The 15,932-nt window shown below is 33.2% G+C and carries 16 protein-coding genes; 10 read left to right on the top strand and 6 right to left on the bottom strand.

The genetic code is table 11. The features are described from left to right. The first annotated feature begins 85 nt into the window (after window positions 1–85). From BHY08_RS05310 to BHY08_RS05300, 3 genes are all read left to right on the top strand, one after another. Window positions 86–493: a phosphate-starvation-inducible PsiE family protein gene (locus BHY08_RS05310; protein ID WP_071456887.1), complete on the top strand. Its 408-nt coding sequence runs from the start codon at window positions 86–88 to the stop codon at window positions 491–493. A 20-nt stretch (window positions 494–513) separates the two neighbouring features. Next, on the top strand, window positions 514–1,140 hold the full coding sequence (locus BHY08_RS05305; protein WP_071456886.1) for a YfbR-like 5'-deoxynucleotidase: 627 nt from the start codon (window positions 514–516) through the stop codon (window positions 1,138–1,140). A gap of 108 nt (window positions 1,141–1,248) precedes the next feature. After that, window positions 1,249–1,545 carry a type III secretion system protein PrgN gene (locus BHY08_RS05300; protein WP_071456885.1) on the top strand — a complete coding sequence of 99 codons (297 nt, stop codon included), beginning with the start codon at window positions 1,249–1,251 and terminating at the stop codon, window positions 1,543–1,545. Window positions 1,546–1,550: 5 nt separating this feature from the next. On the opposite strand, the gene BHY08_RS05295 is transcribed toward BHY08_RS05300, so the two are convergent. From BHY08_RS05295 to BHY08_RS05280, 4 genes are all read right to left on the bottom strand, one after another. Further along, window positions 1,551–2,144, bottom strand: coding sequence for a hypothetical protein (locus BHY08_RS05295; protein ID WP_071456884.1), 594 nt, complete (start codon window positions 2,142–2,144; stop codon window positions 1,551–1,553). Between the two features lie 62 nt (window positions 2,145–2,206). Then, window positions 2,207–2,770, bottom strand: a complete 564-nt coding sequence (locus BHY08_RS05290) for a hypothetical protein (RefSeq protein WP_071456883.1) — start codon at window positions 2,768–2,770, stop codon at window positions 2,207–2,209. A 3-nt stretch (window positions 2,771–2,773) separates the two neighbouring features. Then, on the bottom strand, window positions 2,774–4,474 hold the full coding sequence (locus BHY08_RS05285) for an NFACT RNA binding domain-containing protein (protein ID WP_071456882.1): 1,701 nt from the start codon (window positions 4,472–4,474) through the stop codon (window positions 2,774–2,776). Window positions 4,475–4,545: 71 nt separating this feature from the next. Then, window positions 4,546–6,066: a cell division site-positioning protein MapZ family protein gene (locus BHY08_RS05280; protein ID WP_071456881.1), complete on the bottom strand. Its 1,521-nt coding sequence runs from the start codon at window positions 6,064–6,066 to the stop codon at window positions 4,546–4,548. A 174-nt stretch (window positions 6,067–6,240) separates the two neighbouring features. On the opposite strand from BHY08_RS05280, the gene BHY08_RS05275 reads away from it, so the two are divergent. The 5 genes from BHY08_RS05275 to BHY08_RS05255 all read left to right on the top strand — a co-directional run bounded on the left by BHY08_RS05275 (window position 6,241) and on the right by BHY08_RS05255 (window position 10,644). Further along, on the top strand, window positions 6,241–6,906 hold the full coding sequence (locus BHY08_RS05275) for a hypothetical protein (RefSeq protein ID WP_071456880.1): 666 nt from the start codon (window positions 6,241–6,243) through the stop codon (window positions 6,904–6,906). 334 nt (window positions 6,907–7,240) lie between these two features. Then, on the top strand, window positions 7,241–8,239 hold the full coding sequence (trpX, locus tag BHY08_RS05270) for a tryptophan ABC transporter substrate-binding protein (RefSeq protein ID WP_071456879.1): 999 nt from the start codon (window positions 7,241–7,243) through the stop codon (window positions 8,237–8,239). Then, window positions 8,236–9,117 carry an ABC transporter permease gene (locus tag BHY08_RS05265; protein ID WP_071456878.1) on the top strand — a complete coding sequence of 294 codons (882 nt, stop codon included), beginning with the start codon at window positions 8,236–8,238 and terminating at the stop codon, window positions 9,115–9,117. Before trpX ends, BHY08_RS05265 begins: the two co-directional genes overlap by 4 nt. Continuing rightward, entirely contained in the window at window positions 9,110–9,859 is a 750-nt protein-coding gene (locus BHY08_RS05260) for an ABC transporter ATP-binding protein (protein ID WP_071456877.1), read from the top strand. The genes BHY08_RS05265 and BHY08_RS05260 overlap by 8 nt, the downstream gene beginning before the upstream one ends. A gap of 251 nt (window positions 9,860–10,110) precedes the next feature. Next, entirely contained in the window at window positions 10,111–10,644 is a 534-nt protein-coding gene (locus BHY08_RS05255; protein WP_071456876.1) for a 3'-5' exonuclease, read from the top strand. A 23-nt stretch (window positions 10,645–10,667) separates the two neighbouring features. Here the strand turns inward: BHY08_RS05255 and BHY08_RS05250 are convergent, their stop codons facing one another. Beyond that, a complete protein-coding gene (locus BHY08_RS05250) occupies window positions 10,668–11,105 on the bottom strand; it encodes a hypothetical protein (RefSeq protein ID WP_071456875.1) in 438 nt (145 codons plus the stop codon). A gap of 224 nt (window positions 11,106–11,329) precedes the next feature. Between BHY08_RS05250 and BHY08_RS05245 the strand changes: the two genes are divergently transcribed. Together BHY08_RS05245 and BHY08_RS05240 are read left to right on the top strand one after the other, a co-directional pair. Further along, window positions 11,330–12,838 carry a UDP-N-acetylmuramoyl-L-alanyl-D-glutamate--L-lysine ligase gene (locus BHY08_RS05245; RefSeq protein ID WP_071456874.1) on the top strand — a complete coding sequence of 503 codons (1,509 nt, stop codon included), beginning with the start codon at window positions 11,330–11,332 and terminating at the stop codon, window positions 12,836–12,838. 203 nt (window positions 12,839–13,041) lie between these two features. Beyond that, window positions 13,042–14,634: a bifunctional aspartate transaminase/aspartate 4-decarboxylase gene (locus BHY08_RS05240; protein ID WP_071456873.1), complete on the top strand. Its 1,593-nt coding sequence runs from the start codon at window positions 13,042–13,044 to the stop codon at window positions 14,632–14,634. A 15-nt stretch (window positions 14,635–14,649) separates the two neighbouring features. Here BHY08_RS05240 and BHY08_RS05235 read toward each other — a convergent pair whose 3' ends face one another. Beyond that, on the bottom strand, window positions 14,650–15,837 hold the full coding sequence (locus BHY08_RS05235) for a DUF998 domain-containing protein (RefSeq protein WP_071456872.1): 1,188 nt from the start codon (window positions 15,835–15,837) through the stop codon (window positions 14,650–14,652). Window positions 15,838–15,932: the final 95 nt, after the last annotated feature.

Here is a 15,932-nt window from a genome sequence, read left to right as displayed (position 1 = left end):
TCGTAGGTTTTTTTATAAAGTTTAATAGTTGCAATATTAGAAACTTTATTATTTAATAGATATACTATTTGATTTAGGAGGGTTTATGGAAGAAAAATTAAAAATGCTTCTTAGTATTGTGATGAATGTCTTTCTTTCTATTTTAGCTATACTCATTTTAATATATATGGGACTAGATTTAGTTAATATCTTTAAATTAATTTTTATCCAAAACAAGATGGGGTCTATAGACACAATTGCTGATTATATCCTTGGTTTCTTTATGTTATTTGAGTTTATTATCATGACGCTTAAATACATTGAAGACGCACACAATGTTCCGATAAAATACCTTGTTTTAATTAGTATTACTGCGATTCTAAGACAATTACTTGTGGTTCATAATAATGGAGGGCAAACGTTATTATTAACGATTGCTATTTTAACATTGACTTTAACGCTTTACTTGCTTGAATTAATTAAAGCAAAAGAAAAAATCAGAAAAAATAAATAATATTGAGAGTAGGTGACATGATGGGGTTAAATGATTTTATTTTAGGTCTTAATAATTTGGAAACTATTACGCGTGCACCTGGTTTTTTTAAATTTACAGAGCATACAGTAGCGGCTCATTCATATCGTGTTACGTCTATTGCACAAGTTTTAGGAGATATTGAAGAGCATCATGGAGTAGAGATTGATTGGAAAAGTCTTTATGAAAAAGCATTAAATCATGACTATACTGAGCGATTTATCGGTGATATTAAGACACCTGTAAAATATGCCAATAAAGAGTTAAGAGGCATGTTGCAAACTGTTGAAGAGAAAATGACGGATGAGTTCATCTCACAAGAAATTCCAGAAGAGTTTCAAGACATTTATCGCAGGCGATTATTTGAAGGCAAAGACGACACTGTCGAAGGTGAGATTTTATCCATTGCTGACAAAGTTGACTTACTGTATGAGTCATTTGAAGAGATTGTGAAAAATAATCCTGAAATGGTTTATAAAGAAATGTTTTTAGAAGCCGTTCAAACGATACAAGAATATAAACATCGCCCGTCTGTGACTTACTTTTTTGAAGAAATCTTTCCAGAGCTTTTGGATAAGTCATTTTATGGTAAAGAAGAATTTATTTTGCAGATAAATCAATATTTATAGAGCAAACGACTAATTATTATTAGGATAATTAGTCGTTTTTTATTATAATATAACAAAGAGATAACTATTATCGCAAATGAGATTAAAATAAAAAGGAGTTTTCCCACCATGACTACCAATACTTTTGTTTATCCTCACCCTATCAATATATTTATTATTAAGCATTTAAACTATACTGTACTAGAATTTTGCGAACAATTTCAATACCCACAATCAACTATTGCCACATGGGTGAGTAGAGAACGACGTATCGAATCGCTCCCTGTATCATTTATTTATTCGTTATCACTTGCTACAAGCAAATCAATGGACTGGGTTTATTCTGAATTGTTAAGTTTACAAATTGAGTATGATGGACATAAAGAAAAGTACAAGCGGACGAAAAAGCGTATTAAAACCGAGTAGAAAAACTACTCGGTTTTGTTATCTAATTTAATTTTTCCTTGGTAATCAGATAGATTTAATCCTTTCAAGTGATTGATATCTGTTCCAGTTGATACACCGACACCACGAGTATCATCATACCCAATGCCACTATAAAAGATATAATAATCTTTTCCTTCTTTCAACATAGCGCTACGATATAACCCTTTTCCATCAAATCCAACTCGTTTACCAGAAGGGAAGATAATGGGTTTAAGAGTGTCCCACTTTTTATTATCTTCTGATTTTGAATAATACACATTCATTACATGTCGATCAGATAATTTGTATTCACCATTTGATTTAAACCCAACAACCACCATCTCATAGCCTAAATCAGTTTTTTGGACATCTAAATGCCAATGATGCATATTTTTTTCTTCGTAGGGAACCTTGACTTCTATAGGATTGCTCCATTTCTTTCCATCTTGGCTATCTCTAGTCCAAATTTTGTATCCATGGGCAACATACCATACTTTATACCCCTTATCATTTTTAATAAATACAGGTGATACCCAGTCTTCACCTGGTTTTGTTCCATCAAAGACTATGTCTTTAGGTGTCCAATTTTTTCCATCCACCGATGTTCGTTTGTAAATGATTGATTTCTTATTGATATCATCAACATAGCGCCAAAATACCTCTAATTGATTCTTTTTTTATTATAAATAATATGCGTATCAGAATCATACTGCATCGGTGTATTATTATCGTTAAATTTTTCGCTTTTTGGTTCATCTAGTGGGTTTGCTTCATTTGGAATCCATGAAACTAAATCGTTTGACTTAAATACATGTGGATTTTCGTAAATGGCTTTTCCTTTTGGATAAGGTGTTACAGCCATCCAGTATTTGTATCCATCTAACGGTTTATCAAGTGCTACAACAGAAGGGTGTGTAGCTTCAATACTTCCATAAACAGAAGGTAAAGTAAGACGTTCAGTCGCATTGGCTTCTGTTCTTATCTTTTGTCCATTATATGTCACGACATTACTATGGTCGATGGTTCCTTTTTTTAATTGAATATATTGCTTAGCAGGACTATAAAAAAGAGTGCCGCCAATAACAGCTAGTAGTATCATCAAGATGTTTATTTTCATATTTTTAAGATCTTTTTTAAAGATAAATCGATAAACAAAATATGAGAGAGCAAACACTAATAGCCCAATTCCAACAATCCCAAGTAAAACAGTTCTAAAACGTAACATATATCAACACTCCTTTATCTTTTTAATTTCACTTAGTTCGGGCGTGACAAACAATGTTTTTTGATTCTCATAAATGACAAAGCCAGGTTTGGCACCATTTGGTTTTTTAACGTGTTTCACTGCAACATAATCAACAGGGACTGATGCTGATAAACGGTATGTTGAATAATACGCTGCAAGCAAGGCAGCTTCTAAAAGCGTTTGATCACTAGGATTACTATTTTTAATAATGACATGAGAACCAGGGATATCTTTAGTATGTAACCAAATATCATTTTTATTAGCGGTTTTTAAAGTGAGTTGGTCATTTTGGATATTATTTTTTCCAACAAAAATGGTGTCCCCATCACTAGAAACAAATTGAAGAGGTTTCGATGGTTTGTTTTTTTGTTTTTTCTTATCTTTGTTTTTTACTTTGATGTATTTCTCAGCAATTAATTCTTCCCTAATCAGTTGCACATCGCTCGGTGATGCGATATCTAATTGGGCTAATACTGATTCTAAATAGAGTAGTTCATATTTTGTAATATTTAGTTGCTCTTTAACTACAGCCACACCATTTTTCAGTTTTTGATAACGTTGGAAATATTTTTGTGCATTTTGGTTTGGTGTAAGGGCTTCATTTAAACTAATTTTAATTGGTTCATCATTATCATAGTAATTTGGTAGCTCAACACTTGTAGCGCCACGTTTTACTTCATGTAAGAATGTCGTGAGAAGCTCTCCTTTAACACGATAAATCTCTGCATTATCAGCATCCACAAGTTGTTTTTCTAGAATTTTGGTTTTCTTTTTTAATTTATTAATATCGTTTGTCACTTTTTTGATTAGTTCACCAGCTTGTTGTTTTACCCGATCTTTCTCGGCTTTGCCTTCATAAAAAGCATCTAGCATGTCACTAAGTGTATCAAACTGTGATAATTCTTCATCAAAGGTTTGATAGGGGATAGGAGTAAAGCGTTCTTTCTCCTTAATCAATCCAATAGTTGGATGTAACTGATTGGTCATTTCATTGAAGAAGTTAGTCCAAGTCGCTACTTTATCTGTATCTTCATGTTTTAGGCGGTAAACTAATTCATTTGCTGTATCTTTAGAAAATCCTTCAAATTGCTGTTGAATGGCTTGTGGTGATAGCTCGGCTAAACTGTTTAATTCTTTAAACAAAGCCTCCTTGTCAACTGTCCAAGGGTTTTGTGTGTCTTTTAGTGGTGGTGTGATGTAATCAGCACCTGGTAAAAGAAGACGATAGCTATTTTGGCTCATTCCTACATGTTTGATTGTATCAATGATTTTGTGTGTGTCTTTATTTAATAAAATGATGTTACTATGTCGGCCCATTAATTCAACAATTAACACAATACTTTCTAAGTCACCTAAATCATTGCGACTTTCAAAAGAAAACGAAATGATACGGTCATTATTAGTTTGTTTGATTTCTTGTAAAAGACTTCCCTCAAGATACTTTCTAAGCGTCATACAGAAGTTGGGCGGGGTAGCAGGATTTTTATACTTGATATTCGTTAGTTGAATACGAGCATAATTTGGATTAGCAGATAATAAAAGCGTGTGATTTTTTGAGTTGTTTCTAAAAACTAACATCAATTCATTATCATATGGTTGATGGACCTTTGACAAACGTCCATTGGTTAATGTATTTGATAATTCGTTTACCATCAAGTGGGTGAAAATACCGTCAAATGACATGGTAAAACCTCCTTTTTAAAGTAGAAATAAATAAGGAGAAACAACAATCAATCTGTTATTTCTCCTTGTTTTTAATTTGGTCCGTTTCCTTTAAACCAACCTGTTTTATCGTTAATTGTGACAACGTAAATTGGAAATTCTTCAGGTTTACTATTTGGGAATAGTTTCGAATTTTTTGTGGCATAAAGATCATAGAAACCAACACCGTTTTCGATAAATTTCGGAACAAGTGTATAACCACCGTCTACAACATAACCACGTTTAATGACTTCTGAAATGACTTTTTCTTGAACACCAGGATTCCATGCCCATGCAGGATCTGATAAGTCAATTGTAGCGTCTTGTCTAGTACCCCAACGTCCACCATTAGTAGAAGGAGTGAATGAGCTACCATTCTGTGCTGTGTTGGTGTTGTTATTATTTTGTGATTGTTGTGTATTTTTTTCAGCTGCTGCTTGTTTTTCTTCTTCCTCTTTACGTGCTGCTTCAGCTTTTTTCTCTTGCTCATCAATGACTTTACTTACATCATCAAGAATTTTTTGGAATTCAGCTTTTAATTCAGGGTCTTTAATATCTGCAAGTTGTTTCACTGCATCATTATAAACTTGTTTACTTGGTTCACTCACAACTTTATCGTCACGATAGAGTTTTTCAAGTGTTGTTTTAAAGGTTTTAATCGCTGCTTTTTGCTCTGTTGCATCTTTGATGGCTTCATTGTAAAGTTTGTCAAAACCATTTTCTTCAGGATCAATGGCCTCTAAAGTTAATTTAGTATCATCTTTGACATACGCATCATTGATTAATTGATTGCCTTCAATCACAGGTTTTTTAAATGCTTCATTGATCGCTGTTAAACGAGTAAATGTTTTAACTACCTGTTGCATACGCTCGTTTAATTTATCATATTGTTCTGTGCCTTTTAGTTCTTTTACTTTATCTTCAGCTGAGGTGATGTCTGATTGAGAAATTCCCTTTTTCAAAAATACCTCACCTTGATTTTTCATATACAAGTTCTGAATGGCATCTTCGGCACTCGTTGTTAATTTTAATGTGGTTTCTAATTCATTTTGTTTCTTTTGTGAGTTATAAACATAGCCACCACCAAATACAATCAATAGAACAATGATACCAACTAAAATTTTACTTTTGTTATTCTTTTTAGGTGATTCATTACTCGGTGGAGTAGATGAGTCAGTCACTCTTGTTTGTGGTTGTTCTTCAACAGGCTCATCAATTTCCTCGAAAGTTTCGACTTCTACAGGGGAAATAGTTTCTATTTCGCTATGCTCCTCAATGATTGGCTTTTCAGTTGCCTCTTCCATTTCACTTTGCTTTTCAACTATTTCTTCTTCAGTCGCAGGTGTCTCTTCTACACTAGTACGGTTACGATGCTTAAAGGTTGGAATAGAAGGACTTGGCTCAGAAGGTGTGTCATTTTTATAGCTAGCTGGTTCGTTTGAATTAGTAATTGTATCATTTGATAGATTTTTTTGCTCATCAAATGGAACAAACAAATCACAGTTTGGACAATAAGTTTCTCCTGGTTTAAAGATATGACCACAATTTGGACATTTTTTTTCATTACTGGTCAAAAGAAATCGCTCCTTATTATTTTAAATAATGATATTAACCTATATATTATAAACCATCGCAGGTAAAATTAGTAGTCAAAAACTGTAATCAATTTGTTTAATATGGTGATGTGGTATTCTCAAAGACATAGTTTTACGTTATAATGTGTCTAGCATACATAAGGTGGGGAGTAAATGACGGAACTTAAAGAGCGATTAAAGCAACTTTTTCATTCCCTAAAAAAAGTGAATTGGTTAGATATGATCAAAACAAACAAACACTTTGTCATCATCATATGCTCGGTGACGATAGTCTTTTTAGTAATGTCTGTGTTTGTGTCAGCTGTTAGGCCATCCATTAGAGAGAAGCAGTTACATGCTATTTCAGAATTGAAATCGAATAATAAGCAGGTAAAACCAATTCAAGAAACAGATATCAGCAGCGTATTTTCCGATAAAGAGCCTCATATTGTGGCAGTAATAGATACAAAACAAAATCCTAGTTTGAATCAGGTTGAAACTTTATTAGATAAACATGAACCACTTGAAACTGTTAATTGGAAAATTGATTATATCCAACCTATCTATAATTTTTCTGATATTGAAGCAAAATATAAACTAACTGCAAAAAATACGTTTATCGTGATGGAAAACGGCAAAGAAAAAGGACGATATTCGTTTAATGACCTAAAGGGTGGGTTACAAACGTTGGATGAGAAATTAGTTGCTATCATTCAGCCAAGCATAGCACGCAAAGAACCTAAACGCATTAAAGTTGCAAAAAAAATTGATGAAACCTTATCAAGTTCATCATCAAGTGATAAAAAGAAAAAAAAGACCAAAGAAATTATTTTTGAATAAATGATTGACATGAAATGAGTAACGAGTTATTATTATAACAAATTAAAAACGAAATGAGGAAATTGCCATGAAACGACAAATAAACAGACAATCACATCATTTAATTATTTCGACATGGCAAACTTGGCGTAGATAGTTGTATGTATACATTTTTTGGTATAGATACAACTTTTAGAAATTTTTCTAAAGAAGTATCTATGCTTAGGGATAACAGATATTCTACCGCATAGACACCCTATCTATGCGGTTTTTTTGTGACTAAACAAAGACGATAAACCGTTGTTTTAATAGACAAAACGGTTTATCGTCTTTTTATTTTTAGGAGGATATGACGATGACAAACAAACGATTAAAGTATGCAGTAGCAATCATTTCAGGAATACTATTCATCTCTTTTATAACAGGGTTTGATAAAAGTAAAACAGGATTAACGAAACAACCTCAAAAAGTACCAACTATTGGTGTATTACAATTTGTCAGCCACCCATCTCTTGATTTGATATATAAAGGATTTGTCGAAGAATTAGAAAGAGAAGGGTATAAAGATAAGGAAACAATCCATATTGATTTTCAAAATGGACAAGCAGATCAAAGTAAACTCTCTAGTATGAGCCAACAATTAATTAGTAAAAAGCCCGATGCTCTTGTTGGCATTGCTACTCCTGCAGCACAAGCATTAGCAAACCAAACAACAGATATTCCAATCATTCTGGGAGCCATTAGTGATCCCAAAGCTGCTGGATTAGTGAAAGATAATAATCATCCTGGAGGAAATATCACTGGAGTCAGTGATCAGTCGCCAGTTGAAGCTCAAGTTAAATTGATGAAAGAATTATTGCCAACACTGAAAACTATTGGGGTGATTTACTCATCAGCAGAAGATAATTCACAATCGCAAGTGGATCGTTTTAAAACAGTCGCCCAAAAAGAGGGACTTACGGTTAAAACGTATGCTGTTCCTTCGACAAATGAAATCTCTCAAATGACTCACGTTATGACAGGAGAAGTAGATGCCATCTACACACCAACTGACAATACCATTGCAAATGGCTTCCAAACAATTGTCTCTATAGCAGATGAAGCAAATATTCCAATATTTCCATCGGTCGATACGATGGTTGAAGAAGGAGGTATTGCCACAATCGGCATCAATCAATACGATTTAGGTGTTCAGACAGCCAAAATGGTGGTAGACGTTATTACTAAGAAAAAATCTCCAAGTGATACACCGATATATACATTTCAAACAGGAGATTTGGTAATCAATGAAGAAAAAGCACAGAAATTGGGTATCACCATACCTAAGACAATAAAAGAGGAGGCAAAAAAATGATTGTATCAACTATAGGACAAGGCATATTATGGTCAGTATTAGGATTAGGCATTTATTTAACTTATCGAATTTTAGACTTTCCGGATTTAACAACAGAAGGAAGTTTTCCTCTAGGTGGGGCAATTTGTGTGACTGCCATTACGAATGGTGTGTCACCAATTGTCGCAACACTTTTAGGAATGATTGGTGGCATGTTAGCTGGACTTACGACAGGGTTACTTTATACAAAAGGAAAAATTCCAGTGATTTTATCGGGAATACTAGTCATGAGTGCATTGAACTCTGTGATGTTGTTTGTTATGAAATCACCTAATCTATCTTTACTAAATCAACCAAAACTGTTTTCTCTATTAAGTTTTGCTAATTTACCTGCAAACTTTGATGTGGTTTTAATCGGTCTGATTATTATTGCGATTGTCATTGCCTGTTTACTTGGTTTCTTGAATACTGACTTAGGACAAGCATATATCGCCACAGGAGATAATGAAGTGATGGCAAAGTCCCTTGGTATTCACACCGATAAAATGAAAATTTTAGGTTTAGTCGTGTCTAATGGACTGATTGGTCTATCCGGTGCTCTGATTGCACAAAGTGATGGCTATGCTGATATTAATAAAGGGATTGGTGTGATTGTCATAGGATTAGCATCAATTATTTTAGGAGAATTACTATTTGGTGAATTGACCATGATAGAGCGTTTCATCGCAATTGTTGTTGGGAGTATCATTTATCAGTTACTCATACTAGCTGTTATCAAACTAAGTTTTGATACCACATACTTGAAATTCTATTCTTCTGTGATTCTTGGAATTTGTTTAATCATTCCAGAGTTAAGTCGAAAATTTGGTAATAAAAAAGGAGGGGCGACAAATGACTAAAGCACTTGAAATAAAAAATGGCGTCAAAACGATTTCTAGTGGACGACATATTATGGACAATCTTAATTTTAGCGTGTCTCCTAGAGATTTTGTTACGATTTTAGGTGGAAATGGCGCAGGAAAATCGACTTTGTTTAATGCAATATCAGGACAATTGACGTTAACAAGTGGAAGTGTTCTGCTAAATGAAGAAGACGTGACAACGAAAAGTGAAGAATACCGAGCGAAATATATCGCACGTGTTTTTCAAGACCCAAAACTTGGCACAGCACCAAGAATGACGGTTGCTGAAAATCTATTATTAGCAGAATTACGTGGCAAGAAGAGAGGGTTAAAAAAGAGACAGCTTAATCAACAAAAAGAGTTTTTCTTTGAGCAATGCCAAAAAATTGGTAATGGACTAGAAAATCATCTCGACACCCCAACTGGTAACCTATCAGGAGGACAAAGACAGGCATTGAGTTTACTTATGGCAACGATTCAAAAGCCTGACTTGTTACTACTGGATGAACATACTGCTGCACTTGATCCTAAAACGAGTAAACAACTAATGGCATTAACCGAGAAAACGATTGAAGAAAATGAATTAACTTGTTTAATGATTACCCATCGTATGGAGGACGCGTTGAACTTTGGAAATCGACTTATCGTCCTTGATTCTGGTCAAATAAAAAAAGACTTTAATAAAGAAGAAAAAAGTCAACTTGATTTACCGGATTTATTAACGTTCTTTAATCTATGAAAAAAGCGAACAACTTGTTCGCTTTTTTATGTCTCTAATTTAGTGTGCCATCAACGATTTGAAATAGTGTATTTCTTGGAGGTATAAAGAATAATTGCCCGAATAAAATAACTGAAAAACTAAGTAAATAATCCGATCTTTTTAACATAAAAAATAATCGTTTCTTATATTAGCGTAATCAGTACGAAAAAATACTAAATACTGTATAATATATCTTATATTTATTCTAACTGATAAGGAGTCTTTTATATATGAATTTTATTGCGTTTGACTTTGAAACAGCGAATTTTCAAAAACATAGTGCCTGCTCCATTGCTCTTGTTATGGTGAAAAATGATGAAATCGTAGGGAGTTATTACTCGCTTATTCAACCTGAGACAAATTTTCATTGGAAGAACATTCAAGTACATGGCATCCATCCTGAAGATGTGATGAATGCACCAAAATTTCCAGAAGTTTGGGAGCGGATTAAGCCATATTTTAAAGAAAATCGTTTGATTGTGGCACATAATGCTAGTTTTGATTGTGCTATTTTAAAAGGTTGTCTTGATTATTACGGATTGGAGCAACCTCATTATTTGTCATTATGTACGGTAAGAACAAGTCGAAAACTTTTTCCAGAATTTGACAATCATAAATTAAATACTGTCAGTGACAAATTAGGTATTACGTTAGATAACCATCATAATGCTTTGGATGATAGTTTAGCTTGTGCCGAGATTTTACTTTATCAAGCCAAACATTTCGGCGTAGAACCACTAAAAAAGTTAGTTAAAGTCATCTAAGACCTTAACTAACTTTTTTTAAATTATTTTTTTGGGGTTAGTTTGATAATCACATCTGTATTATCAACACTGTCGATTGGGGTTAAAATAATATCTTTTCCATCTCGTTCCATTTTAAAAATCCCACTAATATCAAGTTGATCTGTTTTTAACGTGATTTCGTCATCTTCAATTGAATAACGTGAAACTTGTTCTGTATTGTTTGATAATTGTTTAGCAAATTTATTATACAATTCATCGCCAACATAGTCTTTGTCTTTTTTATTAAAGGCCTTTGTATCAATTGTTGAGATTAATTTATCATGATCAAATCTCACATTCAAAGGAGGCAGTTGCTCTTCAGACTCCGTAATCAATACCCAATCGTGTTTGGTCAACTCTTGTTGAAAAGAATGAGGCATGCAGGCAACTAAGGCAACACTCGCAAAAAGAAGCACAACAAATAATTTAATAGATTTCATAATGATTCCTCCAAATAACTGTTTTTATCATTAAAAAACAACTTACTTATACTAACTATACCATATAGTCCATAGAAACGGATATAAGTAAGTGTTCCCTTTGAACAAAGTTATAAAAACATACCATAAAAAAATGATTGTTTAATTTAAATAGGCTTAGTAACTTGATTCTTGACATTTTATGATATAATAGCACTAAATTATATTAGTAAGGCGTGGTTTTTTTGACAATATCATTGCAACAGATTGAACAATTATTAAAAGAAAATAAATTATTAAAAGAATTTACACATGAAAACAGCTGGCATTATGATTTGCCTATAGAAAATAAAACATTAACCCATTTATCCTATGACTCACGAAACGTGACAAGTGAGACGTTATTTTTTTGTAAAGGGGCAAGCTTTAAAGAAGAATACCTTATGTCTGCTTTAACTGAAGGATTGCAGATATATGTATCCGAAATACCATTTGACGTTGACGCACATTTAGGAATTATTGTAACCGATATTCGTAAAGCAATGGCCATTTTAAGTATGGCATTCTATGATTACCCACAAAGTAAACTCAAACTTGTCGCCTTCACCGGAACAAAAGGTAAAACAACGTCTGCTTACTTTTTAAAATACATGTTAGATGAATACAATAATCAAAAGACAGCCATGTTTTCTACGATGAACTCAACATTAGACGGTAAAACGTATTTCAAATCCCACTTAACGACTCCTGAGTCATTAGATTTGTATCGTATGATGAATGAAGCAGTGACTAACGGTATGACACACTTAGTAATGGAAGTCTCATCTCAAGCATATAAATTGAATAGAGTGTACCAACTTACGTTTGATATTGGGATTTTTCTAAATATTTCACCTGATCATATTAGTCCAATCGAACACCCAACATTTGACGATTATTACTATTGTAAACGTCAGTTGATTCATCATTCAAAACAATTTATCGTGAATTTAGATACGAGAAATGTCCAACTAATTTTGGAAGAAGCACAGAATAGTCAAATTCCAACAGTGACGTACAGTGCTACTAATAAGCAAGCTAATTATCATTGGGAAAAAGGTAGTACATCAACAAGTTTTGAGGTAAAAAGTAATCAAGATTCATTGAACCTGTGTGCTACTTATGAACTTGGTTTAATGGGAGATTTCAATAAAGACAATGCTTTGGCAAGTATTATAGCTGCAAGATTATTAGATGTTCCAATTGAAACGTGCCAAAAAGGACTAAAAAAAGCGACGGTACCTGGAAGAATGGAACAATTAATACAGAAAAATGGATCAAAAGTCTATATTGACTATGCTCATAATAAGGTGAGCTTAACTAATTTACTTAGCTTTGCAAAACAAGAGCATCACGATGGACGAATTATTACGGTGATAGGGAGTACGGGAGATAAGGCTATTTCACGAAGAAAGGACTTTGGCGAAGTGTTAAATGATTACACTGATGTTGCCATTTTAACGTCTGATGACCCGGGAAATGAACACCCACATGACATTGCAAAAGAAATTAGTCGCTATATTGTAAACGACTCAGTTGAGCAACACATCGAACTTGACCGTGAAACAGCTATAAAAAAAGCCCTAAGTATGGCGACAAGTCAAGATACTGTTATTATCGCAGGTAAAGGTAGAGATCTTTATCAAAAAATTGCAGGAGAAGATGTTGCTTATGCGGGAGATTTCACCATTGCAGAACGTACAATAAACGAATAACGATAATTTTATTATGTTAACCAATAAGACTAGTTAGAATTTATTTTCTAATTAGTCTTATTTTATTGCTATTTATCTGTGATGATTTTATGAATGAATTGACCTTTTATCGAATCATTTGGATAGTAACTAGTTTTAACTATTGATAGTGATATAATAACAAACATTAATAAATGAATGAGTTAATCACTGGAGGAGATAACATGATAAACAAAACAGACGAAAAGAAAATAGAAAAAATTGGTGCGTTTGAAATTAGTGAAAAAATGGTAGAACTCGCAAAAGAAAATACTAAAGGCAATCCTTATTTAAATGCAGGACGAGGAAACCCAAATTGGATAAATAGAAAAGCACGTTTAGCCTTTTCTAGACTGTTAGAATTCGGGATAGAAGAATCAGAAAGAACGATTTCTGATGGCGATCTAGTTGGTTACACCGAGCTTGATGGTATTTCTAATCGTTTTATCTCTTTCTTAAATCCTAATAATAACGAAACCGATGCCTTTTTGATGACGTGTTTAGACTATCTGAAGAATGATTTATCATTAACCCTTGATGAGGTAGTGAAAGAATTTGTAGATGGTGTACTTGGCAATCTCTATCCTTCGCCAAATCGCGTTTTAAACAATACAGAAGTTATTTTAAATCACTATCTACAAAGTGTTTTGTACAATGGGGTTGATTTAGCTAATGATACAACTCTTTTTCCAACTGAAGGAGGAAGTGCCGCGATTGTTTACACATTTCAATCATTAAGAGAAAATAAATTAATTCGTCCTGGAGATAAAATTGCGATTAACACACCCATTTTTACGCCGTATCTTCAAATCCCTGTTTTAAATGACTATGAACTAGTAGAAGTGGATTTATCTTCAAAAGAAGAGAATAACTGGGAAATAGATGCCGACACGATCCAAAAGTTAAATGATCCTGAATTAAAAGCATTCTTCTTAGTCAATCCAAGTAATCCAGGTTCCAAAGCACTAAATGATACCAGTTTAGCAGAGATTAAAAAAGCAGTTGAGAATAATCCAGACTTGATGATTATTACAGATGATGTGTATGGTACTTTTGTAGATGACTTTCAAACGGTGTATTCTGTTTGCCCGTTTAACACATTGCTGGTTTACTCTTATTCTAAACTATTTGGGGCAACTGGGTGGAGATTAGGTGTGATTGCATTAAACAAAGAAAACGTATTTGATAAACTAATTGCTAATTTATCTGATGAAGAACACGACCAACTAAATAAACGCTATAATTTAGTAGTGATGGATACTCAAGAAATGAGTTTTATCAATCGCATGGTGGCTGATAGTCGTTCAATCGGGCTATATCATATTGCTGGTTTGTCTACACCATCTCAAATAATGGAAGCCTTATTTAGTTTAACTCATTTGGTTGTGAAAAATGAGGAAGATTCATATATAGAAGCATCAAAAAAACTCGTGAATGAACGCTATGAAAACCTTCATGCTGCACTAAACTATCAAAAAGATGAGAGCGAAAAAAATGCGAAGTATTATTCAATGATTAACATCTATCACTTAGCTGAGGAAAGATATGGCACAGATTTTAAAAACTATTTGATGGAACACTATGAACAAATTGATTTCCTTGTCAATCTCGCTCAAAAAAATGGGATTGTATTGATGGATGGGGTTGGATTTGGTGCTGATCCTGGTGATTTGAGAGTATCTGAAGCCAACTTACCAACAAAAGATTACCAACAAATTGGTCTACAAATACTTGATTTGTTGAATGACTATTATCAAACATTTAAAAAAAATCAATAAAAAAGAAGTGAGGATTTATTTCTCCACTTCTTTTTGTGTTATATCTTTTAAATTAATCAAAATAACATCATCATCGTAGGACGTTAGACGATTGATTTGTTGTAGTAGTAAAAGTATCCAACTAAACGCTAAACCAAACGCAATAATCTCAAATACGGTGAGTGATAGATAACCAATTGTCTCAAATAAAAAATTTGAGAGAACTAAACAAATTGCTATTGCATAGGAAACAATTAAAAACTCTTTGGTTACTTTTGGCAGCAACCATTTAATCCCAATAATCAAAATAATAATAATTAGGACCATCAAGTTAGCGGCTCTATTGTGCATCTCGTGCCACATACCTTTATTGTTAGGGAAGAACCCAACTCCACCAAGCGAAATCGATAGAAGCGTCATTAGAATACGTAAAGTTGTGATACCTTTTCCTTTGTAGCCATGATTGTTGAGGCTAACAAACAAATAATCGACTAAAGCAATCATGAGAAGTGAAGCGAGTATTAGCGTTAGGTTAAACGGCCAACTACGGACGACATCATGTGTTCCAAGATAGCTAAAATTGTATTGCCACCACTTACTCTGACTGTTAGTTAGCATTGCAAAGAATACACCACCCATAATAACAGAGATAAGTAGGGAGACAATCATTGATGAAGTAAAAATATTAGCTGAATAAATCATGTAATAGTTAATCACACAGGAAAAAAAGAAAAACACGGCACCTGCTGTTAACACATCAAAACTTGCCCCGACAAACAACTTACTAATCATCCAAAAGAACGCTGATAATAATAACGCAAGTGTGACGGTAAAGGAAAAGATAATGGTCGGTACATTACGCCAGTAAATATCTTGTGTTGATTTATTTTTAGGATTTTTTTTGCCTTTTATGAAAAAATAAGTAAATGAGCACATGCCACTAATCAATCCAAGATAAATCAAGTGACTGGCTATCGAAAAATTGCCTGTAAGTGGAACTTGTGACATTTTTCTCGTCATAACGGATAAGAAAAAAATGGCTGTCATAACAATCGACGGGTAAATAAAGTACCGTAATGACAAAGATTCGTTATTCTTATAGTTAGTTGGTTTTTCAATAATTATTTTATTCGATTCGCGTCTAATTTGAATTACATCATCTGCTCCCTTTATAGAATCGAGTAAAGAGGCAGGTACTTCAATTTCATATTTTTTGTTGGACATATTAAAACTCCTTTATACTAATAACTTCATAAAACTAAGTATAGCAAACATATATAATAAATAGACGAATTTTTTATAAATAAAAAATAAAAGCC

It is taken from the genome of Vagococcus teuberi, assembly GCF_001870205.1.
In the GTDB taxonomy this organism is placed as follows: Bacteria; Bacillota; Bacilli; order Lactobacillales; family Vagococcaceae; genus Vagococcus; species Vagococcus teuberi.
The sequence above is the reverse complement of the archived record's forward strand: the minus strand, read 5'-3'. Positions and strand labels throughout refer to the sequence as shown.